Here is a 21,592-nt window from a genome sequence, read left to right on the forward strand (position 1 = left end):
GACCTAAGCCATGACCCAAGCTTCCGAACAGATGACCGACAATTCCACGGGCATGAGCTATCTCGACAGCCTCCCCCGGCGGCTGGTCACGGTCATCCTGCCGCTGCTCGTGTTCGTCTTCGTGCTGCTGTTCCCGTTCTACTGGATGGCGATCACGGCCATCAAACCGAACTACCAGCTCACCGACTACAACAATTACTCTCCGCTCTGGGTGGTGGAGCCGACGCTGGAGCACATCAAGTATCTGCTGTTCGAGACCTCCTATCCAAGCTGGCTGTGGAACACCATCTACATCTCGGTGGCGGCCACCATCATCTCGCTGGTGACTTCGGTGTTCGCCGCCTATGCCATCGAGCGGCTGCGGTTCAACGGATCGCGCTGGGTCGGGCTCGGCATCTTCCTCGCCTATCTGGTGCCGCCCTCCATCCTGTTCATCCCGCTCGCCATCATGATCTTCGGGCTGGGGATCTACGACACCAAGCTCGCCCTGATCCTCACCTACCCCACCTTCCTGGTGCCGTTCTCCACCTGGCTGCTGATGGGCTATTTCCGCTCCATCCCGTTCGAGCTGGAGGAATGCGCCCTGGTGGACGGGGCCTCGCGCTGGCAGATCCTCATCAAGGTGCTGCTGCCGCTCTCGGTGCCGGGGCTGATCTCGGCGGGCATCTTCTCCTTCACCCTGTCGTGGAACGAGTTCATCTACGCCCTCACCTTCATCCAATCGTCGGAGAACAAGACCGTGCCGGTGGGCGTGCTCACCGAGCTGGTGCGCTCGGACGTGTATGAATGGGGTTCGCTGATGGCCGGCGCCCTGCTGGGCTCGCTGCCGGTGGTGATCCTCTACTCCTTCTTCGTGGACTACTACGTGTCGTCCATGACCGGAGCGGTGAAGGAATAGGACCCCGTCACCGCGGGGGACCCCGGCCACGTCGGCATCGGCGGGTCCCCCCGGTCGGCAAAGCCGCCCCTGCGAAGCTTTGCCCGCTTGCCCTTCGACCGCGACCGTGGCACCCCTTTTAGGACTTGCTGCAACGCGGCACCGCGGGGGGCCTCGGGTCGAGGTCCCCTGAGGGCAGGACGGAGGGGATGGGACGATGCTGGAACGTGCGATCGAGTCGGTGCTTTTCCGCAGCCGCTGGATCATGGCGCCGTTCTATCTCGGCCTCGTCGTCTCGCTGCTGGTGCTGCTGTTCAAGTTCGGCAACGAGCTGCTGCATTTCGTGCTACATGCCACCGGCGCCACCGAGAGCGATACCATCCTCGGCATCCTCGCTTTGGTGGACCTGACGCTGACCGGCAATCTGGTGCTGATCGTCATCTTCTCCGGCTACGAGAACTTCGTCTCCAAGATCGACCCGGAAGGCCACCCCGACTGGCCGGAATGGATGACGCGGGTGGATTTCACCGGCCTCAAGCAAAAGCTGCTCGCCTCCATCGTCGCCATTTCCGCGATCCAGTTGCTGAAGGCGTTCATGAACATTGACAAGGGGATGAACGAGAACACGCTGATGTGGCTCGTCATCATCCATGTGGTGTTCGTGGGGTCGAGCCTCGTCCTCGCCTGGTCCGACAAGCTCTCGAACAACAAGCATTAAAGCACGCCCCGCCGCGTTCAGTCGGGCGATCCGGCTGGCGTCCCGCCCGAGCCGGCCACGGTCATCGCCAGCGCGGCGCCCGCCATCAGCGCCGCCGCCAACATCACCGGCAGGGCCTGCCCCAGCCCGCCCAGGGCGCCCGAGATCACCGACGAAATCCCCCATCCCATGGCCGCCGCCGAACCGACCATGCCCAGGATCCAGCCCTGCCGGTCCGCCGGCACGCGATCCGACAGCATGGTGACGATGGAAGGATAGGCGATGTTGACCGTGATGCCGGCAATCAGCGCCGCCGCGTAGGCCTGGTAGGCCGAGCCCAGCATCAGGCACGCCACCATGGTCACCGCATTCAGGGCGAGCCCGGCCACGGCCAGGCTGCGCATCCCGAAGCGTTCGGACAGGGCCGGCTGCACCAGAGCGTTGGAGATGCAGAACCCGATTCCCATGATGGACATGAAGGCGCCCACCTGGTGCAGGCTCATGTCGAGCCTTGGCGCCTCCATCAGATAGACCGAGACGAAGACGAAGAAGCTGCCCCACGCCACCTGCATCAGCAGGAAGCCGCCCAGGATGCCGCGCACCGCCCTGTCGCCCGCCGCCTCCCGGAAGCAGCGCACGCCTTCGAAGATGGAGATGGTGGACCAGTCGACCTTGCGCCCGGGCTTGTCCTCTTCCCGGTAGCCGGTCCACAGCAGCACCAGGGCGACCAGCGTCAGCGCCGTGCACAGGTGCACCGGCGCGGAGAACGATATGGTCGACAGGCTGGACGCCACCACCGGGCCGAGCACGAAGCCGAGCGATGAGAACAGCATGCTGTAGCTCAGCAGCCGGGCCTTGTTGGTGCCCATATCCACCAGCGCCGCCTGCGCCGTGGGCTGGGCCGCGGCGGTGGCGCCGCCGATGAGCCGGCCGAGGAACAGCAGCGGCAGCAGGTGCAGGTCGATGGCGAGGCCGGCCAGAAGATTGCCCAGCAGCACGCCGCCCCCGCACAGCAGCAGCACCGGCCGCCGACCCCACTGGTCCGACAGCCGCCCCAGCACCGGCGCCATATACAGCATCAGGAAGACATAGGCCGCGACCAGCAGCCCGCTGACGAAATTGCGCAGGGGCAGCGAGGCATCCGGCAAAAACACCAGCGTCGCCGGATCGATCAGCAGCGGGCCGAGCAGCGGGATGATGACCGTCGCGCTGATGGAATCCACCAGGATCAGCAGATAAAGCGCAATCATGCCGGGGCGGCGACCGGGGCGGCGACAGGTTCTTCGAGGTGGGCCTTCAGGCTCTCCCGCATCCGGTCGGCCAAGCCGCGGATCGTCTCTTCCCTGTAGTTGACGGACGAATACTGAAACCGGACCAGCAGCTTGCCCTCATGGATGACGGCCACCAGATACAGCCAGAAGTCCGCAGGGTTGTCGGCGAAGGCGTGGTTCTTGAGATACAGCAGATCGTCTTCCGGCTTCTCGAACACCGCGCCGTGGAAGCTGGCATCCCAGGTCTCGCCGAAGAAATTGTACAGGATCTTCACCTGGTCCTGCACAGCCAGCTCCGCCCCGCGCGGATGATAGGCGCGCAGCGCGCCGTGGGCGATGCCGTGCCGGGGCATGGCATGCAGCTGCCCGGCCACGTCCTTAAGGCCGCCCGAGAGCACGATGGGCGTATGGGTGGTGAACCAGCCGCAGATGCGGGTGGGATCGACCCCCTCCACCACATGTTCGCGCCCGTGGCCCACCACGTGCAGCATCAGGCGATCCTGGCCGGAAGCCTCCACCAGGGCGGCGGCGACGCGCTCGTAAGGATTGTGCGGCGTTTCCTCCAGCATCACGCTCTGGAAGGTCACGATGTCCCGCTGCCGGGCGCCGGGCTGGTCGCTGTCGGGCGTGAAGGTCGGGCCCTGCTGTTCGAGCCAGTAGGGCAGCTGCGCCTCGGCCTCGGGGGTGGCGGCATAGCTTATGAGGCCTTCCACCCACGCCTTGTAGGTGCCGCCCGACGGTGCCAGCGGCTGGCCCAGATAGGCCCGCTGCAGGTCCGTCACCACCGCGCCCCAGGAGAGGCCGTCGGTGACCAGATGGTGGCAGATCAGCACCAGGCGCTGGCCCTCTTCGGTGCTGAACAGGCCGGCGCGCATGATCGGGCCCTGCGCGATATCGATGGTCTCCTGCATCTGCGCGGCCCGCGCGGCCACATCGGCCAGCGGGATGTCGGCGCACTCCAGCGGCACCTCGATGCCGGTCTCCACGTAATATTGGCGTCCGTCATGGAACCTGAGGCGCAGCGCGTCGTGGTGGGCCACCAGCTTCTTGAGGGCATCGCGCAGCCGCTCCGGCTCCAGCGCGCAGCGGAACACGGCGGAGACGTTGAACTGCTGCGGCCGCTCCGTCGCCCAGGTGAAATAATAGCGCTGCATGGGCGACAGCGGCTCGTCGCCGGTGGCCTCGCCCGCCTCCACCGCCCGCACCGGCGCAAGGCCCTGCACCAGTTCGGCGATGGTGGGGGTACGCTGGAGCGCGGTGGGATCGAGCGGCAGCCCCACCTCCCGCGCCTTGATCCCCAGTTGCACCGCCAGCAGCGAATCGCCGCCCAGCGCGTAGAAATTGTCGTGGATGCCGATGGGCTCGTGCTTCAGCACCGCCTGCCAGATATCCACCAGCGCCGCCTCGGTCTCGGTGCGCGGCGGCACATAGGGTAATTCGCCCGGCATCTGCGCCACGTCGGGGCGGGGCAGCGCCTTGCGGTCCACCTTGCCGTTGGCCGAGAGCGGGATGCGCTCCAGCGGCACGAACACCCGCGGGATCATGTAATAGGGCAGCTTGTCCTGCAGGGCGGCCCGCATTTCGGCGGCATCCAGCGCGCCTTCCGAGACCACATAGGCCACCAGGAACTTGCCCTTGCGGTTGGGCTGGTCCTGCCCGTCCACGATGGCGGCCTTCACGCCGGGCAGGGCCTCGATGGCGCCCTCGATCTCGCCCAGCTCCACCCGGAAGCCGTTGACCTTCACCTGGAAGTCGGCCCGGCCCAGAAACTCCACCTGCCCGTCGGGGAGCCAGCGACCGAGGTCGCCGGTGTAATAGATGCGCTCGCCGGTGGCGGGATAGGTGATGAAGGCCGCGTCGGTCTTCTCTCCGTCGTGCCAGTAGCCGCGCGCGAGGCAGACGCCGCCCATGAAGATCCGCCCCGGCATGAAGGGCGGGCAAGGGTTGAGCCCGGGATCGAGCACCAGCATCTTCTGGTTGGGCATGGCCCGGCCGTAGGGGATGGTGGTCCAGATCGGGTCCACCGCGCCGATGCGATACCAGTTGGAGAAGATGGAGGTCTCGGTGGGGCCGCCGATGCTCCAGATCACCGCGTCGGGGGCCAGCGGGCGCATGCGGTCCGGCAGGTCGGTGGGGATCTTGTCGCCGCCCATCATGAACACGCGGATGGACGCCAGCGCCTCGCCCGACTGCACCCACATGTCCACATACATGGGCACGCTGAGCCAGATGGTGGCCTCATGCTGGCGCACCAGCTCCACCCAGTGCGGCGGCTCCAGATGCCGGTCCTCGTCCGGGATCACCACGCCGGCGCCGGCCGAGAGCATGCCGAAGATGTCGTAGACCGAGAGGTCGAAGCTGAAGTCCGAAAGCTGCAGCGACCGGTCGCCCGGCCCGACGCCGTGCTCCGCATTGGCGTTGCGCAGGCTGTTCATGACGCTGAAATGGGTCAGCGTCACGCCCTTCGGCTTGCCGGTAGAGCCGGAGGTGAACAGCACGTAGCAGATGTCGCCGATATCGTTGACGGAAGCCGGCCGGCTGTCCGGCTCGTCCGCCCACAGGGCGTCGTCATCCACCGCGAGGCCGGGGCGGCCGAGGCGGTCCAGCACCCGCTGCTGGCTCAGCACGATCTCCACCTCGCCCTGGGCGTTCACGGCGTCCATGCGCTCGGGCGGCCAGGCGGCATTGATGGGCAGATAGCCGGCACCGGCCTTCAGGATGGCCATGCAGGCCACCGCCTGCTCCCAGCCCTTCTCCATCATCACCGCCACCAGGGTGTTGGGCTTCACCCCCCGCCGGCGCAGCCCGTGGGCGATGCGGTTGGTCAGGCGCTCCATCTCGCCATAGGTCACCACCCGCTCGCGCATCAGCAGCGCGGGAGCCTCGGGCTGGCGCTCGGCCCAGTCGGAGAAGGCGTCGTGCAGCAATTGCAGGTCGGTGCGGGGCGCGGGCGGCGGCGTCCACTCGGTCTCGATCCGCTGCACCTCCGCCTCGGTGGCGAGCTTGAGCTTGGACAAAGGCGCGTCCGGCTGGGCGCTCACCGCATCGGCCAGCAGCGAGAGGTGGGCGGCCAGTTCCTCGGCGAAGCGGCGGGTGAACTGGGCGGCCTGGTATTGCAGCCGCACGTCCAGCCGCTCGCCCTCGGCGAAGGCGAGGAACAGGAGGTCGTTCTGGCAATCCACCGTTTCCAGCGGCAGCGGCGTGCCCAGCGCGAACGGCCACAGGGGCTTGGCCCAGGAGACGGAGACGTTGGGCAACTGGATGCCGTCGGACGGGCGCGCCTTGCGCAGGCCGGCGATGACCTCCTGGAACGACAGGCGGTCGTGCTCGCGGGTGGCGCGGCGCTGCTCCTGCACCTGTTGCACCAATTGGGCGAAGGTCAGCTCCGGCGTGAAGCTCGCGGTGGCGATCAGCGTGTTGACGAAGGAGCCCATGGAGCGCGCGAACGGCTTGCCGCGCAGGTCCGTGGGATAGAGCACCGCCACCATTTCCTGCTCGGTGTAGCGGTGGATCAGCGCCTGGATCAGCGCCAGCGTGGTGATGAACGGGCTCACATTCATCTGCGGCAGGCGCAGCGAGAAATAAAGGTTGCCGTCCTTCTCGCCCTGATAGCTCTCGCGCCGCGTCGGCAGGCCGGCGTGGAAATCGGACTGGGCCAGCGCCTCTACCCAATAGGCCCGGTCCGCCGCGTGGTCGGGGCTGTCCAGATAGGCGCGCTCGTGGGCGTCCCAGGCCGCGGGGCCGGGGCCGGGTTCAAGCACCTCCTGGCCGTGATAGCGGGCGCCGACTTCCTCCATCAGCAGCATGATGGAGCCGCCGTCGAGCACCATGTGGCTGCCGTTGAGGACGAAGATGTCGCCGCACAGCACGAACCGGAACAGCGGCCCGTTCTCCACGTCGAACGGCCTGGTGATGGCCCAGTCCCAGCTGTCGGAGCGCTCCAGCACCCGCGCCGGAGTGTCCAGCACCACCTGATAGGGCTTGCCGTCCACCTCGCGGATCACCGAGCGCAGGGCGGGATGCGCGGCGATGGTCGCGCGCAGCGCCTGCTCCAGCCGGTCGGGGTCCACATCGGGGTTCAGGCGATAGACGAACGGCACGAAATAAGCCGAGCTGTCCGGCGCCCGCTTGCATTCCAGCCAGATGCGCTGGGTGACGACGGCAAGCGGAATCGGGGCCGTGGCGACGTTCATCGAGGTGTTCCCGATGTTGGCGCGCGGCGCCGCCGCGCGGAGATGGCATGGAGACGGGCTGGAGACGGGCTGGTGGTCGGCGGGCGGCCGGATTGAGGCAGGAAATGGGCCTTCAATCAAGAGGCCAAGCTCGCGTTCCGCGTCCCATCCGGCGCCTTTGACGGCCGGGCACGGCCTGCCGGCCCGGTGCCGGTCGAGACCGGCACCGGGGTAACACCTACGACCCATAAGCTTGGCTCATGGGTCGTAGGGAGAAGCCCGCGCGGCGCTGAGCGATAACCCTCTCGGCACCGGTTAAAGACCGGGGCCGTTGGTATAGGTCAGATGCTGGTCTTGTCGGCGCCCTTCAGCTCCAGAATCTGCCGCGCCTCGTCGGGGGAGGCGACCTGAAGCCCCAGGCCCTCGATGATCTTCACCGCCAGTCTCACCTGGTCGGCGTTGGAGGTGGCCAGCTTGCCGCGTCCGGCCCACAGGGAATCTTCCAGCCCCACGCGGATGTTGCCGCCCATGGAAGCGGCCATGGCGGCGATGGGCAGCTGGTTACGCCCCGCCCCCAGCACGGACCAGCGATACTTGTCGCCGAACAGCCGGTCGCAGGTGCGCTTCATGTGCATCACATCCTCCGGATGGGGGCCGATGCCGCCCAGAAGGCCGAACACCGACTGCACGAACAGAGGCGGCTTCACCAGCCCACGGTCGAGGAAATGGGCGAGATTGTAGAGGTGCCCGATGTCGTAGCATTCGAATTCAAAGCGGGTGCCGTTATCGTAGCAGGTGGAGAGGATGTATTCGATATCCTTGAAGGTGTTGCGGAAGACGAGGTCGCGCGTGTTCTCCAGATGCGCCTTCTCCCACGGGTGCTTGAACTCCTTGTACTTGTCGGCGAGGTGGAACAGGCCGAAATTCATGGAGCCCATGTTGAGGGAGGCCACCTCCGGCTTGAAGGTGGCGGCGGGCAGAACGCGCTCTTCCACCTTCATGTAGGGGCTGCCGCCGGACGTGATGTTGATGACCGCGCTGGTCGCCTGCTTGATGCGCGGCAGGAAGCGGGCGAAGCCTTCCGGCGTCTGGTCCGGCTGGCCGGTCTCCGGGTTGCGGGCGTGCAGGTGCAGGATGGCCGCGCCGGCCTCCGCCGCCGCAAGGGCCTCGGTCACGATCTCGTCCGGGGTGATGGGCAGATGGGGCGACATGGTGGGGGTGTGGATCGCCCCCGTGATGGCGCAGGTGATCACCACCTTGCGGGACGCGGTGGAGGGGGCCTTGGGGGCGGGCGTGGTCTCGGCCATGGTGTTCAAGCCTCTGTGGAAATAGGGAAAAGGGGAGCGCCGGTCAGGCGCCGATGTCCTTGGCGGCCTTGCGCTTGTGGGCGGCGAGCGCCATCAGCCGCCGGTCGCGCCACACCTGGCGCTCGGCGAGCCCATCTTCGGGAAGGCGGGCGCGGCGCTCGGCGAGCACGGTTTCCAGCACCGGCCCGGCCCAGTCCACGCGGCGCCACTGGTCCGGTGAGATGCGCTCGTAGATCTGCTGGTAGCGCGCCACATAGTCGGCGACGCCGCCCGGCGCATTGAGGTCGATGGTCTCGAACGGCCCCATGAAGGACCAGCGCAGCGCCAGGCCCTCGCGGATGCCGATGTCCACGTCCTCCACGCTGGCATAGCCGTCCGCGACGAGGCGGAAGGCCTCCTCCAGCAGCGCGCCCTGCATGCGGTTCATGACGAAGCCGTCCAGTTCTTGTCTCATCACGATGGGCGACTGGCCCGCCGCACGCATGAGGTCCGCCGCGCGGGTCATGGTGTCGGCGCTGGTCCAGGGGGCCGGCACCACCTCCACCGCGGGGATGAGATAGGGCGGGTTGATGGGATGGCACACGCACACCCGCTCCCGGCCCTTCAGGTGCTTCGAGAACAAAGACGGCAGGAGCGCCGAGGTTGAGGAGGCAAGCACCGTTTCGGGGCCGGCGAGGGCATCGAGTTCCTCATAGAGGTACTTCTTGATGGCGAGGTCTTCCGGCGCGTTCTCCTGCGCATGGGCGGCGCCATCCAGCGCCTGCGCGTAGGACGCGGCGGCCGACAGCCGCGCGCGCACGGCCTGCGGGGATGCGCCGTTGAGCAGGTCGTTGTCGGCAAGGTCCGGCAGCACGCCCTCGATATAGGCGAGGGCCGCCTCGGGCGCGCCCTGCGCGTGGTCGGCCAGCGCCACGTCGAACCCGGCGCGGGCAAAGGTGATGGCCCAGGCGCGGCCGATGAAGCCGGAGCCGATGATGGCGATCTTGGTCATGGAAGCCTCTTCAGGTCGAAAGAGCCCGTGCCCCGGACCAGCGACACCGCAGGTGGAGCGCCGATCCGGGACCCAGGGGAAAAGGAAGGCGAAGCCGGCGTGATCTGCCGCCGTTTGCGCAGGAGCCGCCTCCGGCGGAGTCCTGCGCTGGGCCCCGGCTCTCCTTCCGCTGACGCTGCAGTCGGCCGGTGCACGATATGCCCGCCCCTCACAGCCACAGCACCTGCCGCCTCAAATCGAGGTCGCGGGCCAGCGGACGGGCGGGGCCTTCGTGCATCACCTGCCCGCGCTCCAGCACCACCGCCCGGTCGGCGAGGTTCAGCACCACGTCGAGATGGTGGTCCACGATGACGAGGGTCAGCGATTGGCGCAGCCGGTCGAAGGCGTCGAACAGTTCTTCCGTCACCGCCGGTGACAGGCCCTCGAACGGCTCGTCCAGCAGCAGCACACGGGTGTCGCCCATGAGGGCGCGGGCCACCGCCACCATCTGCTGCTCGCCGCCGGAGAGCAGGTCCGCCGCCGTATCGAGGCGCACCTTGAGGCGGGGGAAAAGCTCCAGCACCTCGTCTTCGGAAAAGTGCTTGCCCGCCCCGGTGATGCGCTTCAGCCGGCCGAGTTCCAGATTGTGGCGCACGCTCATGCCGTGGAACAGGGCGCGGCCCTGCGGCACGTAGCCGACGCCGCGCCGCGCGATGGTGGCCGAGGACAGCCCGGCCAACTCATCCCCCGCCAGAACGATGGAGCCCGAGGCCGGCTTCACGATGCCGGTGATGGTCTTCAGCAAGGTGGACTTGCCGGCGCCGTTGCGGCCGAGCAGGGCCAGGATCTCGCCCTCCTTGGCCTCCAGCGACACGTCGGTGAGGATGCGGCTCTTGCCGTAGAAGGCATCCACCTTGGAGAGCGTCAGCATGGGGGTGTCGGTGGCCGCCGACTGCAGGTCCCGCGCCGCCAGCGCCGCCGAGCCCGAGCCGATATAGACCTCCTGCACCTTTTTGTTGGACCGGGCGTCCTCCACCGTGCCGTCCACCAGCACGGCGCCATCGGCCATGACGGTGACGGCATCGGCCAGCTCGAACACCCGGTCGATGTCGTGCTCCACCAGCAGCACCGGCACTTGCGCGGAGATCTGCTTGATGAGGTTGGACACCCGCGTGCGTTCGGCGGCGGCAAGGCCGGCCAAAGGCTCGTCCAGCAGCAGAACCCGCGGGCGGGAGGTGAGGGCGAGCCCCATGTCGAGCAGCCGCTGTCCGCCATAGGAGAGCGCGCCGGCCTCCGCCTTCTCCATGCCGGCGACGCCGAGAAAGTCCATCATCTCCCGGGTCTCGGCGGCAATCTCGGGAATGGCGGCGGCATCCCGCCAGGGATCGAGCCGGCTCTTGTGGGTGGCCTGCACGCCGAGGCGCAGGTTTTCCTCCACACTCAGCGTGGGGAAGAGATTGGTGATCTGGAACGAGCGCGACAGGCCCTTCATGCACACGGCGTTGGGCGGCAGCCCGTCGATGCGCTCGCCGGCGAGGCGGATCTCCCCCGCCTGCGGGGCGAACATGCCGGAGATGAGATTGAAGGCCGTGGTCTTGCCCGCGCCGTTCGGCCCGATGAGGGCGTGGAGCGTGCGGTCCTTCACCGCCACCGCGCCCTCGCGCACCGCCTTGATGCCGCCGAAGCTGCGCACGAGGCCCTTGGCCTCCAGCACCGGCTCCGGCCGGTCCCAGCGCGGGCGGGCGGTGAGGCCGGCCGGCAGGGCGCGCACCTGCGCCCCTGTGCGCTGGCCCATGGCGGCGTCCTCCACGCGCTTCCGGCGCAGGGGCGCGACCAGGCGACCCGCCACCCCCACGAGGCCAGTGGGCGAGAACACGATGAAGGCCATGAACAGCAGGCCGAAGTAAAACAGCCAGTTGGGCGTCCACATGGAGAGGAATTCGCGGAACAGCACGAAGAACAGCGCCCCGAGCGCCGGCCCAAGGAAGCTGCGCATGCCGCCGATGACCACCATGGCCAGAAGCTCGCCGGAGAATGCCACCGCGATGGGGTCCGCCGAGGCGAAGCGATGGTTGAAGGTCATGAGCGCGCCGGCCAGCGCCGCGACTGCCGCCGAGAGGGTGAAGCAGGCGATCTTGTAGGCCCGCGTGTCGTAGCCGATGAAGCGCGCGCGCTGTTCGTTCTCGCGGATCGCCACCAGCACCGAGCCCATGGGCGAGCGCACGAAGCGCTGCAGCTTGAACACCACGACGAACATCACCACCGCGACGACCACGTAGAAGGCCGGCCCCGTCTCCAGGTCGAAGCCGAACAGCGTGCCCCGCCGCACCCCGCCGATGCCGTTCTCACCGCCGGTCACGTCGGTCCAGCGGAAGGCGATGGAAAACAATAGCGCGGTGAAGGCCAGCGTCAGCAGCGAGAAATAGACGCCGCGCCGCCGCAGCACCACGAAGCCGATGGGAATGGCGGCCAGCGCCACCAGCAGCGCCGCCGGCAGTGCCAGTACCACGCCCCATCCCGGCAGAAGGTGATGCTGGAGCAGGGCCGCCGCATAGGCGCCGAGGCCGAACCACGCGCCATGGCCGAAGGACACGAGGCCGGTGTAGCCGACGAGCAGGTTCAGCGCCATGCAGGCCATGGCGAGGAGCACCACGTCGCTGGCGGAGGTCAGCGTCAGGCCCAGGGCGGACAGTACCGACGGCAGCGCGATGAGGCTTGCCGCGGCGACGAGCAGATTGGCGTTGCGCGCGAGCATGGCGCCTCCTTTGCCCGTATGGGCGGACAGATCGGGGCGAAGGGTGGAGGTGGGGGGCTGGAGCATGGCCGCCTCACTCGAACCGCAGGATGCGCTCGCCGAAGAGGCCGCGCGGCCTCAGCAGCAGCACCATCAGCATCAGCAGATACATGGAGGCCTCGGCCGCCGGTGGCACGAAATAAACGGTGAGCCCGCGCACCAGCCCCACCAGCAGCCCCGCCAGCACCACGCCCCAGAACGAGCCGAGCCCGCCGATGACCACCACCACGAAGGCGGCGGTGAGGATTTCCGCACCCATGGCCGGATGCACGCCGGAGATGGGCGCCAGCATGATGCCGGCGAGCCCCGCAAGGCCGATGCCGATGGCCGCCACGGCAGTCAGATAGGGCCGCAGCGAGATGCCGAGCGCGCCCACCATGTCCGGGTTCTGCACGCCGGCCCGCACCACGCGTCCGAAGGCGGTGCGCTGGAGCAGCAGCCACAGGCCCAGCACGGCGGCGGCGGCGACGGCGAGGATGGCGAGGCGATAGCGCGAATAGATGAAATCGCCGACGAAGATCTGGCCCTTCAGGAAGTCCGGGATGGCGAAGGGGATGGGCGTCGCCCCGAAGGTCATGCGCAATGCCTGCTCGATCACCATGGCGAGGCCGAAGGTGAGCAGCAGCGACAGGATCGGATCGGCCCGGTAGAAGCGCGAGAACAGCAGGCGCTCGATGACCATGCCGATGACCGCCACCGACAGCGGCGCCGCCACGAAGGCGGCGGGAAAGCCAAAGCGGTTGCCGATCTCCACGCCGATATAGGCGCCGATGGCATAGAAGCCGCCATGGGCGAGGTTCACGATGCCGCCCAGCGAGAAGATGAGCGAGAGGCCGAGGGCGATCAGCAGGTAGGCGACGCCCACCAGCAGCCCGTTGAGCAATTGCTCGATCAGGAAGACGAGTTCGAGGGGCATGGGGCCTTTACTCCACCTAAGGCGGACGGTGCATTTTCAACGACCGGAGACGGCCCTCTCCCGCGTGCGGGGGAGGGTTGGGAGGGGGCGGCGTATGGCCTCGCGCGACGTTCGGAATGGCGGCGGCGCCAGTCCGCGCTGCACGCGGCCCCCACCCCGGCCCTCCCCCGCCTGAACTCGGCTGTTGCCGAGTTCGGTTCCCACGAACCGAGGCCGGAAACATCCGGCCGCGCGAACTCGGCTGTTGCCGAGTTCGGTTCCCACGAACCGAGGCCGGAAATATCCGGCCGCGCGAACTCGGCTGTTACCGAGTTCGGTTCCCACGAACCGAGGCCGGAAACATCCGGCCGCGCGAACTCGGCTGTTACCGAGTTCGGTTCCCACGAACCGAGGCCGGAAACATCCGGCCTCGGACGGGAGAGGAGGGAACTGACGGGCACCGCGGAGGGGACAGCTTCCCTCAGGCGGGGAAGGTGCAGGCGTTCTCTTCCGGGGTCGGGGCGATGGCCGAGAGCGCGGTCTCGGGGCCGGGCACGGCCGGGCCGAGGATCATGAGGTCCCACTGGTCCTTCACCTCGGCCACGGGCCGGGCGGTGACGGTGTACATCTCCTGGATGAGCTGGTGGTCCCAGGCGCGGAAATAGCCCTTGCGCCCCTTCAGGATGTCCAGCTCCGGCTCCTTCTCGAAGAAGCCGATGAGGTCGGCCGCCGTGGTGCTCTTGGTCTCGATCATGGCGCGGGCCACGCACTTGGTGGCGACATAATCGCCCCAGGCCTGGTTCTCCGGCGGCTTGCCGAACTTCTTCACGAAGGCGGCGACGAAGGCCTTGGACTGGGGCGTGGGGACGTCATGGTGCCAGATCATGGGCCAGAGGCCGCCGAAGGTGCCCTTGCCGGCGCCCCAGGCCACCGCCGTGTCGAAGCCGAATCCGCCGAACGGATACTTGAGGCCAAATTCCGAATACTGCTTGATGAAGTTGGTGATCTGGTTTCCGGCGAGGTTGGAGATCACCACGTCCGGGCGCACCTGCCGCACCTTCAGCAGATAGGGCGAGAAATCGGTGGCATCGGTGGGCACCAGTTCGTCGGCCACCACCTCGCCGCCATTGGCCGCGATGTAGCGCTTGGCCACGCGCGAAAGATCATGGCCGAAGGCGTAGTCGGCGGTGAGGAAGAACAGCTTCTTGCCCTTCACCAGCCCGTCGCGGACCATGGCCGCGCCCACCGCCTTCACATATTGGGTGTTAGCGCCTTCCACATGGAACATGAAGCGGTTGCAATCCTTGCCGCGCAGGGCGTCCGAATTGCCGCCAGTGTTCACGAATACCACCTTGTTGCGCGCCGCCACCTGGGAGATGGCCAGCGCCGAGGCGGAGGAAATCTCGCCGATGATCACCGGAACCTTGTCGCGCTCGATGTAGCGCTCCGCCTTGGAGGAGGCGGTGGCCGGGTTCACGCTGTCTTCCATCACCAGGTTGATCTTGCGGCCGTTGATGCCACCGGCGGCGTTCAGCTCCTCCACCGCGAGTTGCACGCCCATCTGCCCATAGGCGCCGAGCGGGCCGAGGAAGCCGGTGAGCGGAGTGAGATGGCCGAACGTGATGGTGTCGGCCTGCGCCCGCACGATGGCGGGCATGCCGACGCCGCCGAGCAGCGCAGCCGCGCCGACGCCCTTCAGCAGGGTGCGGCGGGCAACCGGGACGGACGCAATAGAGGCGGGATGTAACGTGTCTTTCACGGCGTGGGTCTCCTCCCTTTTGAACCGGCGTGTTGCGGAGGCGGGATTTTCCCTGTCCAACCCGCACCGGGTGATTGCCGATAGGCTCGGCTATCTGTTATCTGTGATCACACATAGCAGACGAGAAACATGGAACACAAGACGGCATCTGCGGACGAGGATATGGAAACCGGGACGGAGGGACCGCCCCCCGGCCTCGACGCCCGCGTGGGCCGCATCGTGCGCCACACGCTGGCGGACCAGGTCTATGGCGACCTCAAGGAGATCCTGCTGGCCGGCCGCGCCGCCCCGGGCGAGCGCTTCACCTTGCGCGGCCTCGCGAGTGCCATCGGCACCAGCGCCATGCCGGTGCGCGAGGCGGTGTCGCGCCTCGTCGCCGAGAATGCTCTGGAAGTGCTGCCCAACCGGGCGGTGCGCGTGCCGCTGATGCCGCGCGCCCGCTTCAAGGAATTGCGCCTCATTCGCTGCAGCCTCGAAGGCCTCGCCACCGAGACCGCCGTCCGCGAGGCGAGCGAAGCCGAGATCGTGGAAGTGGAGCGCTTCGAGCGCCTGTTCGCCGCCGAGCGGGACAAGCCGGAGCCGGACGGCGCCGCCGCCATGCGCCACAACAAGGACCTGCACTTCGCCCTCTATCGCGCCGCCCACCTGCCCACCCTGTTCCAGATGATCGAGGGGCTCTGGCTGCAGATCGGCCCGGTGCTGAACCTTGATTTCCGCGCCAGCCCGGAGCGCGTGCGCCAGGGCGAGGCCCATATCCGCCACGCCGCCATCGCGGCCGCCCTCAGGGGCCGGGACCCGGAGGCGGCCCGAGCCGCCCTCATCGCCGATATCTGGAGCGCGGGCGACTTCATCCTCTCCCGCGAGGTCCTGCCGGACTGACGCGGCCTTCGCAGCAAAGCCAGAACTCAACTTCAACGGAGAAACGCCATGGACCTCGGCATCACCGGCATCCGCGTGATCATCACCGCGGGCGCCGGGGGCATCGGCCTCGAAATCGCCCGCGCCTTCGCCCGCGAGGGGGCGCGCATCGAGGTGTGCGACGTGGACCAGGCGGCGCTCGATGCCTTGCCGCAGACCGATCCCGGCATCACCGGCTCCGTCTGCGACGTGGCGGACCGCGCGGCGGTGCAACGCTTCATGGATGGCGCTCTGGCCCGGCTCGGCGGGCTCGACGTGCTGGTGAACAATGCGGGCATCGCCGGCCCCACCGGCCGCGTCGACCAGATCTCCCCCGAGGACTGGGACCGCACGCTGGCGGTGGACATCACTGGCCACTTCAACGTGACGCGGCTGGCCGTGCCGGCCCTGAAGCAGAGTGACAACCCTTCCATCATCGGCCTCGCCTCGGCGGCGGGACGCTTCGGCTTTCCGTTGCGCTCGCCCTATGCGGCGGCCAAATGGGGCGTGGTGGGCTTCATCAAGTCGCTGGCCATGGAGCTGGGGGAATACGGCATCCGCGCCAATGCCATCCTTCCCGGCTCGGTGGATGGACCCCGCATCCGCTCGGTGTTCGAGCACAAGGCCCGCGAGCGCAACCTCTCCATGGAGGATGTGCAGGCCATGGCGCTGTCCGCCACCTCGCTGAAGCGCCTCATCCCGCCGCAGCATCTGGCCAACGTGGCGGTGTTCCTCGCCTCCCCGCTGGGTTCCAGCATTTCCGGCCAGGCCATCGCGGTGGATGGCGACCTGCAGATGCTGGTGTAGCCGCCGCCGGGACGTGACCGGCCTGCCCCCTTCCAAGCAGGCGAGACCTCTGCGAAAGGTCCTTGAACGGTGGTCCTCCCCTCTCCCCTCGCGGGAGAGGGGTTGGGGGTGAGGGGGCGGCCCCACGAGACAACGCCTTCCGCTGAGGATATCGGCCCCCTCACCCCGGCCCTCTCCCGCAAGGGGAGAGGGGGAACCGGCGTCTCGCACCTCCCCTGGGTAACGTTCGCAGAGGTCTCGCACGCAGGAGAGCGCGCAGTTCATTGCGAACCGAGACCCGGCCCCGCAGCCGATGCGCTTGGCCCATCACCGTGGGCGAGGACCCAGCCGCTCGCCGGCCCCACTGGACAGGGGCCGGTCGCACTGGGACAAGGCGTTTGCGCAAGGAGGCACCGGGATCGTGACGGCACGGCAGATCATCGCATTCCCGGATGCGCGCCTGCGCAGCGTGGCCGAACCCGTAACCGTCTTTGACGAGGCGCTGGAACATCTCGTCGCCGATCTGCTGGACACCCTGCGTGCGGCGCCGGGGATCGGCATCACCGCACCCCACATCGGCATCGCGAAGCGGGTGGTGGTGCTGGAGCTTTCGGCCGAGGACGGCGTGCGCGCCTACATCAATCCGAAGATCGTCTGGGCCTCCACCGACCTGATCCGGCATGCGGAGGGCAGCGTGTCCATGCCCGGCGTGTCGGAGGAGGTGGAGCGGCCGGCGCGCGTCCGTGTGCGCTACCAGGACCTGAGCGGGGCCGAACAGCTTGAGGAGGCCGACGGCCTGCGCGCCGTCTGCCACCAGCACGAGATCGACCAGCTCGACGGCGTGTTCTGGGTCCAGCGGCTCTCGCGCCTGAAGCGGGAGCGGGTGATCAAGCGCCATGAGAAAGTCCGGGGCGCGCCGCGCGGCTGAGCCTGCGCCGCACCCCTCCCCTCTCAGGCTTCGCGCCTCATTTGGCGAAAAGCTGGCCGAGGTCCTCGAACGCCTTGATCTCGATAGCGTTGCCGCTCGGGTCGCGAAAGAACATGGTGGCCTGCTCCCCGGGCTGGCCCTTGAAGCGGACATAGGGCTCGATATCGAAGTGGGTGCCCGCCGCCATCAGCCGGTCGGCGAGGGCCTGCCAATCGGCCATTTTCAGCACCACGCCGAAGTGCGGCACCGGGACGTGATGGCCGTCCACCGCATTGCCGCCCCGGTCGGCCTCGGCCATGCCCGGCACCACATGGGCCACGATCTGGTGGCCGTAGAAGTCGAAATCGATCCATTCCTCGGAGCTGCGCCCCTCGGGGCAACCCAGCCGTTCGCCATAGAAGGCGCGGGCGGCGGCGAGATCGTGGACGGGGAAGGCGAGGTGGAAGGGGCGAAGCGAGGTGGAACCGAGCGACATGGGGCAATCTCCTGTGCGGCGCTTCGTAGGACAGGTGGATAGTGGATAAAAGCTGCTGTAACCTGACTTTAGGCATCAGAAAATATGTGGCTTTGAAAACCGCCGATGGACACCGAGTTCGTCAGGACCGCCATCGCCGTCATCGAGGAGCGCTCGATCGCCGCCGCCGCGCGCCGGCTCGGCCTGACTGCGGGAGCGGTGGCGCTGCGGATCAAGACCCTTGAGGGCGAACTGGGCACGCCCCTCATCGGCCGGGCCGGTCGCAGCATCGCGCCGACCGCGGCGGCGGCACGGCTGCTGCCCGGCCTGCGCGCCATGGTCGACCAGGCCACCGACCTCCAGCGGCGCGCAAGCGACCATGGCGGGATCACCGGCGAGCTGCGGCTCGGCACCATCGCCACCGCCAGCACCGGGATTCTGCCGCCGCTGCTGTGTGCGCTCACCCGGCTTCATCCCGACCTGGACGTGATGATCGAGCCGGGAACCTCCCTCGACCTGTGCGAGCGGGTGCTGGACGGCTCGCTCGATGCCGCCATCGTGGTCGAGCCGCCCGCACCTCTGCGCAAGGGCGAGCGCTTCAGCCCGTGGGCGGTGGAGCCACTGGTGCTCATCGCGCCCCCCGCCTGCGCCGGGCGCGACCCGCTCTCGCTCCTGGCCAGCGAGACCTTCATCCGCTACGACCGGCGCAACTGGGGCGGCAGGATCGTCGACCGCTTTCTGCGCACCGCCGGAATCGCGGTGCGCGAGCGGATCGAACTGGATGCCCTGGACGGCATCGTGGCCATGGTCTCCGCCGGCCTCGGCGTGGCGATCATCCCGGACTGGACCGGGCCGCGCCTTGAGGGGGCAAACGTGCTGACCCTGCCGTTGCCGCCGCCCCAGCCGACGCGCACCATCGGTCTCTACAGCCGCACCCTGTCCATCCGCCAGGACCTGATCGCCCTCGTGGAGGACAGCAACCGCGCCGGCGCGACCAGGGCGTGACCGGCAACGGAACAAGGGCGCAAATAGACTTGGGCGCAAGGAACAGGGCGCAGGGAACAGGACGCTGGTGCGCGGCGCATGCGCGCTCGGTCCGCACGTTTGAGGGGGGGTCCCTTCCCCTGGCGACCTCTTGACCCGTGACGCACCCGCGGGTGAGGCTGCCGCGGGCGATGCGTGGCGGCGGCGGTGTCGATCTGGCATGTTCCTGGATGGTTCTGATGTCTCTCGATCCGTACCTTCCCCCAGATCAACGGCGCCTTCTCTCTCGCTTCTGGGAAAGCGCCTCGGGGTTCTGGCGCGGCCGCTCCGCCTGGCGGGCCTGGTTTCTCGTGGCCGTGATGGTGATCACGGTCTTCCTGCAGTTGTGGGCCCAATATCGGCTGAATTTCTGGAACCGCGATTTCTTCAATGCCATCGGGCGAAAGGATGGGACTGAATTGTGGAGGCAGGCGATGCTTTTCGTGCCGATTGCCGCCGCCAGCATCTCGCTTGTCATCTTCTCGGTCTGGGCGCGCATGACCACGCAGCGCGAATGGCGCGAATGGCTCAGCAGCCACCTCTATGGCTTTTGGCTGGGAGGCGGTCGCTATCGCCGGCTGAGGTTCATGCTGGGGGAGCATCAAACACCCGAGTATCGGATCGCCGAGGATGCGAAGGTCGCAACCGACGTGCCCGTGGACCTCGTGGTCGGCCTGCTTTCGTCTGTCCTCAACGCGATCACCTTCATCGGCGTTCTCTGGAGCGTCGGCGGCTCCTTCGTCGTCCCGTTCTTCGGGCAGCGCGTCTCCATCCCCGGATATCTTGTGCTCGCGGTTGTCGCCTACTCCGCGCTGGTTACGGCCGCGATGATGTTCATCGGCCGGCACCTGATGCGCGTGTTAGCGGAAAGCAAACGCGCCGAAGCCGATCTGCGGGCGATCGGGGCGCATTTGCGCGAGAGCGGAGAAGGATCTGCGCCGCCGGATGCAAGGACGGACGGACGACAGGTCATTGGCCCCGCCTTGGCGAAGGTGATTGCCCAATGGCGCGGGCTGTGCGGGCAACTGATGCGGATGACGCTGGTTTCGCAGACCAATCTGCTGCTGACGCCAGTGATCGCATTGCTGCTTTGCATGCCGAAATATCTGGTCGGGCTGATGAGCCTCGGCGAAGTCGTTCAGGCGGCCGCGGCATTCACCATCGTGCAGGGGGCGTTCAACTGGATCACCGACAGTTACGCCCGCCTTGCGGAGTGGAGGTCGTCTGCCAACCGGGTCGCATCCCTCCTGCTCGCGCTGGATATGGTCGACACATTGGACCGATCCGCGACCGAAATCCGCAGCACGCTCAAGGCTGAAGTCAATCACCTTGCGCCGGACTATACCGACGGTCCAAGCCTTTGATCTGTGACGACAGAGTGTCGCCCGGGCGCCGCACCGGCTGTACCGACGGCCGTTGAGACAAGCTCATCGGCCGTCGGACTCACAGTGCATGATGATCCGGCGGCCGCCCGTGGCATCACTTCCAGAGGCGATCGTGCTCCGCATGGCTGGACAGGTAAGCACCGGGCCCGAAATGCGTGTCATAGAACTCGGTGTCGAGGCGGTGCGCCTGCAGGTAGGTGTTGAGAAACACCGCCGGCACCGTGGCCGGGAAACGCCCGAAAGTCCGGAACACATAGTCCGCCATGGTCGTGGTGATCTCGATCGCCTCGGCGTCAATGGGCGCCGCACTCGATCGCACCGCTGCGGTCTCCTTGTAGGGTCCGCCGATGGTCGGATCGAAGGGGCCGCCATTGCCGAACTTGCGCCGGACCACGGCTTCCACCGCCGCCCGCATGTCGGCGTGATGCGGGGGAACATGGGCCTCGAACACCCCCGGCAGGCCGGTGAAATACGGCAGCGGATTGCCGTCCAACATCCTGAAGCGGAAGCCGAGGCCCGGCACCGTCGGGTCGCCGCTGGCCCCCAGAACCGTGAAGGGGTTGAGCCCGGTGAACATCCAGCCGCCAAGGCCCAGCGCCTGGAGCATGAGCGCCCCGGCATAGCAGGCCGTGCCCATTTCGACCGAGACGTCGGTGAGCGCCGTCTGTTCGAGGAAGGACATGGGGTAGGCCACCTCCAGGTTGAGGCGGTGCGTATGGCGCTCCAGTCCGGGAATGGGTCGGGCGTTCACGTCGTCGTAAATGCCGGTGCCGTTCTGCACGAGATAGAGCAAAAGCAGGATCACGTGCTGGGCCAGATCGGCCACCGGAATGATCAGCGTCGAGCCCGGCACGTTGGCGCACCACGTGTTGTGCCCCTCCATGTGCGGCATCTCGGCCGGGATGCGCAGTCGCCCGTCGGCAAGCTTCACGGCGCGGGCGCGATGGAGATCGAGCCAGTCGTCCATATCTGTCTCGTCGTGCCGGCTGTCCGGCGTCAGGTCCCGTGTCGGCAGGAAGTAGACCCCGCTGTCGTCGGTGAAGAAGAATTCGGAGGTGTTGAACCCCGCCGACGAGGGAAAGCTGCGCCCGCCCGCCGCCGTCGTGTAGTTCGGCAGCTTCGCGCCATAGGCCGGATGATGGGAGAAAAGGTTCGCCCACCCGGTGTTGCCGGCGACGGTCGAGATCAGCAGCATCTGTTCCTGCGGATCGAGCGGCTTGGCTGCGTGGCGCGACGTGAAGGCCAGCGGCCCGTCCGGGATCGCGGCGCCCTTGGCGAAGCGGCGGGAGCGCCGCCCGCGAATGGCATCGATCAGCGGAAAGGTTGCGGCCTGCACGAGGCCGCGATGGGGCGAGGAAAGTGTGTCGAGCATGATCT

At 67.7% G+C, this 21,592-nt stretch carries 16 protein-coding genes; 7 read left to right on the forward strand and 9 right to left on the reverse strand.

The window, feature by feature from the left end; all coding sequences use genetic code 11:
* Positions 1 to 10 precede the first annotated feature (10 nt).
* Together V5F48_RS20505 and V5F48_RS20510 are read left to right on the forward strand one after the other, a co-directional pair.
* Complete coding sequence (locus V5F48_RS20505) at positions 11 to 898, forward strand: carbohydrate ABC transporter permease (RefSeq protein ID WP_394260164.1); 888 nt, start codon at positions 11 to 13, stop codon at positions 896 to 898.
* A 196-nt stretch (positions 899 to 1,094) separates the two neighbouring features.
* The gene (locus V5F48_RS20510; RefSeq protein WP_394260165.1) at positions 1,095 to 1,595 is read left to right on the forward strand and encodes a TIGR00645 family protein; all 501 of its coding nucleotides are present in this window, start codon (positions 1,095 to 1,097) and stop codon (positions 1,593 to 1,595) included.
* A gap of 17 nt (positions 1,596 to 1,612) precedes the next feature.
* On the opposite strand, the gene V5F48_RS20515 is transcribed toward V5F48_RS20510, so the two are convergent.
* The 7 genes from V5F48_RS20515 to V5F48_RS20545 all read right to left on the reverse strand — a co-directional run bounded on the left by V5F48_RS20515 (position 1,613) and on the right by V5F48_RS20545 (position 14,742).
* Positions 1,613 to 2,824, reverse strand: a complete 1,212-nt coding sequence (locus V5F48_RS20515; protein ID WP_394260166.1) for an MFS transporter — start codon at positions 2,822 to 2,824, stop codon at positions 1,613 to 1,615.
* Positions 2,821 to 7,038: an amino acid adenylation domain-containing protein gene (locus tag V5F48_RS20520; protein WP_394260167.1), complete on the reverse strand. Its 4,218-nt coding sequence runs from the start codon at positions 7,036 to 7,038 to the stop codon at positions 2,821 to 2,823. Before V5F48_RS20520 ends, V5F48_RS20515 begins: the two co-directional genes overlap by 4 nt.
* 320 nt (positions 7,039 to 7,358) lie before the next feature.
* Positions 7,359 to 8,324 (reverse strand): 3,5-dioxohexanoate:acetyl-CoA acetone transferase, encoded by a 966-nt coding sequence (gene kce / locus V5F48_RS20525; protein WP_394260168.1) that lies wholly within the window; start codon positions 8,322 to 8,324, stop codon positions 7,359 to 7,361.
* A 43-nt stretch (positions 8,325 to 8,367) separates the two neighbouring features.
* Positions 8,368 to 9,315, reverse strand: a complete 948-nt coding sequence (locus V5F48_RS20530; protein WP_394260169.1) for a 3-hydroxyacyl-CoA dehydrogenase — start codon at positions 9,313 to 9,315, stop codon at positions 8,368 to 8,370.
* Between the two features lie 208 nt (positions 9,316 to 9,523).
* Positions 9,524 to 12,115 (reverse strand): branched-chain amino acid ABC transporter ATP-binding protein/permease, encoded by a 2,592-nt coding sequence (locus V5F48_RS20535; RefSeq protein WP_394260170.1) that lies wholly within the window; start codon positions 12,113 to 12,115, stop codon positions 9,524 to 9,526.
* 7 nt (positions 12,116 to 12,122) lie between these two features.
* The gene (locus V5F48_RS20540) at positions 12,123 to 13,004 is read right to left on the reverse strand and encodes a branched-chain amino acid ABC transporter permease (protein ID WP_394109719.1); all 882 of its coding nucleotides are present in this window, start codon (positions 13,002 to 13,004) and stop codon (positions 12,123 to 12,125) included.
* Positions 13,005 to 13,464: 460 nt separating this feature from the next.
* Positions 13,465 to 14,742, reverse strand: coding sequence for an ABC transporter substrate-binding protein (locus V5F48_RS20545; protein WP_394109718.1), 1,278 nt, complete (start codon positions 14,740 to 14,742; stop codon positions 13,465 to 13,467).
* Between the two features lie 129 nt (positions 14,743 to 14,871).
* On the opposite strand from V5F48_RS20545, the gene V5F48_RS20550 reads away from it, so the two are divergent.
* From V5F48_RS20550 to V5F48_RS20560, 3 genes are all read left to right on the forward strand, one after another.
* Positions 14,872 to 15,621 carry a GntR family transcriptional regulator gene (locus tag V5F48_RS20550; protein WP_394260171.1) on the forward strand — a complete coding sequence of 250 codons (750 nt, stop codon included), beginning with the start codon at positions 14,872 to 14,874 and terminating at the stop codon, positions 15,619 to 15,621.
* A gap of 48 nt (positions 15,622 to 15,669) precedes the next feature.
* Positions 15,670 to 16,446: an SDR family oxidoreductase gene (locus tag V5F48_RS20555; protein ID WP_394260172.1), complete on the forward strand. Its 777-nt coding sequence runs from the start codon at positions 15,670 to 15,672 to the stop codon at positions 16,444 to 16,446.
* 400 nt (positions 16,447 to 16,846) lie between these two features.
* Positions 16,847 to 17,353, forward strand: coding sequence for a peptide deformylase (locus V5F48_RS20560; protein ID WP_394260173.1), 507 nt, complete (start codon positions 16,847 to 16,849; stop codon positions 17,351 to 17,353).
* Positions 17,354 to 17,390: 37 nt separating this feature from the next.
* Here the strand turns inward: V5F48_RS20560 and V5F48_RS20565 are convergent, their stop codons facing one another.
* Entirely contained in the window at positions 17,391 to 17,828 is a 438-nt protein-coding gene (locus V5F48_RS20565; RefSeq protein ID WP_394260174.1) for a VOC family protein, read from the reverse strand.
* Between the two features lie 105 nt (positions 17,829 to 17,933).
* Here V5F48_RS20565 and V5F48_RS20570 point away from each other — a divergent pair, with 105 nt between their 5' ends.
* The gene (locus tag V5F48_RS20570; protein ID WP_394260175.1) at positions 17,934 to 18,812 is read left to right on the forward strand and encodes a LysR substrate-binding domain-containing protein; all 879 of its coding nucleotides are present in this window, start codon (positions 17,934 to 17,936) and stop codon (positions 18,810 to 18,812) included.
* Positions 18,813 to 19,030: 218 nt separating this feature from the next.
* Positions 19,031 to 20,194 (forward strand): SbmA/BacA-like family transporter, encoded by a 1,164-nt coding sequence (locus tag V5F48_RS20575; protein WP_394260176.1) that lies wholly within the window; start codon positions 19,031 to 19,033, stop codon positions 20,192 to 20,194.
* 115 nt (positions 20,195 to 20,309) lie between these two features.
* Here V5F48_RS20575 and V5F48_RS20580 read toward each other — a convergent pair whose 3' ends face one another.
* The gene (locus V5F48_RS20580; RefSeq protein WP_394260177.1) at positions 20,310 to 21,587 is read right to left on the reverse strand and encodes a hypothetical protein; all 1,278 of its coding nucleotides are present in this window, start codon (positions 21,585 to 21,587) and stop codon (positions 20,310 to 20,312) included.
* Between the last annotated feature and the right edge of the window lie 5 nt (positions 21,588 to 21,592).

It is taken from the genome of Xanthobacter autotrophicus ATCC 700552 (assembly GCF_043194565.1).
GTDB classification, from domain to species: Bacteria; Pseudomonadota; Alphaproteobacteria; order Rhizobiales; family Xanthobacteraceae; genus Xanthobacter; species Xanthobacter autotrophicus_F.

What these genes read in the sequence shown, in the direction of transcription:
- V5F48_RS20505 (WP_394260164.1), top strand. Translation starts at nt 11, where the DNA reads ATGACCCAAGCTTCCGAACAGATGACCGACAATTCCACGGGCATGAGC.
- V5F48_RS20510 (WP_394260165.1), top strand. Translation starts at nt 1,095, where the DNA reads ATGCTGGAACGTGCGATCGAGTCGGTGCTTTTCCGCAGCCGCTGGATC.
- V5F48_RS20515 (WP_394260166.1), bottom strand. Translation starts at nt 2,824, where the DNA reads ATGATTGCGCTTTATCTGCTGATCCTGGTGGATTCCATCAGCGCGACG.
- V5F48_RS20520 (WP_394260167.1), bottom strand. Translation starts at nt 7,038, where the DNA reads ATGAACGTCGCCACGGCCCCGATTCCGCTTGCCGTCGTCACCCAGCGC.
- kce (WP_394260168.1), bottom strand. Translation starts at nt 8,324, where the DNA reads ATGGCCGAGACCACGCCCGCCCCCAAGGCCCCCTCCACCGCGTCCCGC.
- V5F48_RS20530 (WP_394260169.1), bottom strand. Translation starts at nt 9,315, where the DNA reads ATGACCAAGATCGCCATCATCGGCTCCGGCTTCATCGGCCGCGCCTGG.
- V5F48_RS20535 (WP_394260170.1), bottom strand. Translation starts at nt 12,115, where the DNA reads ATGCTCCAGCCCCCCACCTCCACCCTTCGCCCCGATCTGTCCGCCCAT.
- V5F48_RS20540 (WP_394109719.1), bottom strand. Translation starts at nt 13,004, where the DNA reads ATGCCCCTCGAACTCGTCTTCCTGATCGAGCAATTGCTCAACGGGCTG.
- V5F48_RS20550 (WP_394260171.1), top strand. Translation starts at nt 14,872, where the DNA reads ATGGAACACAAGACGGCATCTGCGGACGAGGATATGGAAACCGGGACG.
- V5F48_RS20555 (WP_394260172.1), top strand. Translation starts at nt 15,670, where the DNA reads ATGGACCTCGGCATCACCGGCATCCGCGTGATCATCACCGCGGGCGCC.
- V5F48_RS20565 (WP_394260174.1), bottom strand. Translation starts at nt 17,828, where the DNA reads ATGTCGCTCGGTTCCACCTCGCTTCGCCCCTTCCACCTCGCCTTCCCC.
- V5F48_RS20570 (WP_394260175.1), top strand. Translation starts at nt 17,934, where the DNA reads ATGGACACCGAGTTCGTCAGGACCGCCATCGCCGTCATCGAGGAGCGC.
- V5F48_RS20575 (WP_394260176.1), top strand. Translation starts at nt 19,031, where the DNA reads ATGTCTCTCGATCCGTACCTTCCCCCAGATCAACGGCGCCTTCTCTCT.
- V5F48_RS20580 (WP_394260177.1), bottom strand. Translation starts at nt 21,587, where the DNA reads ATGCTCGACACACTTTCCTCGCCCCATCGCGGCCTCGTGCAGGCCGCA.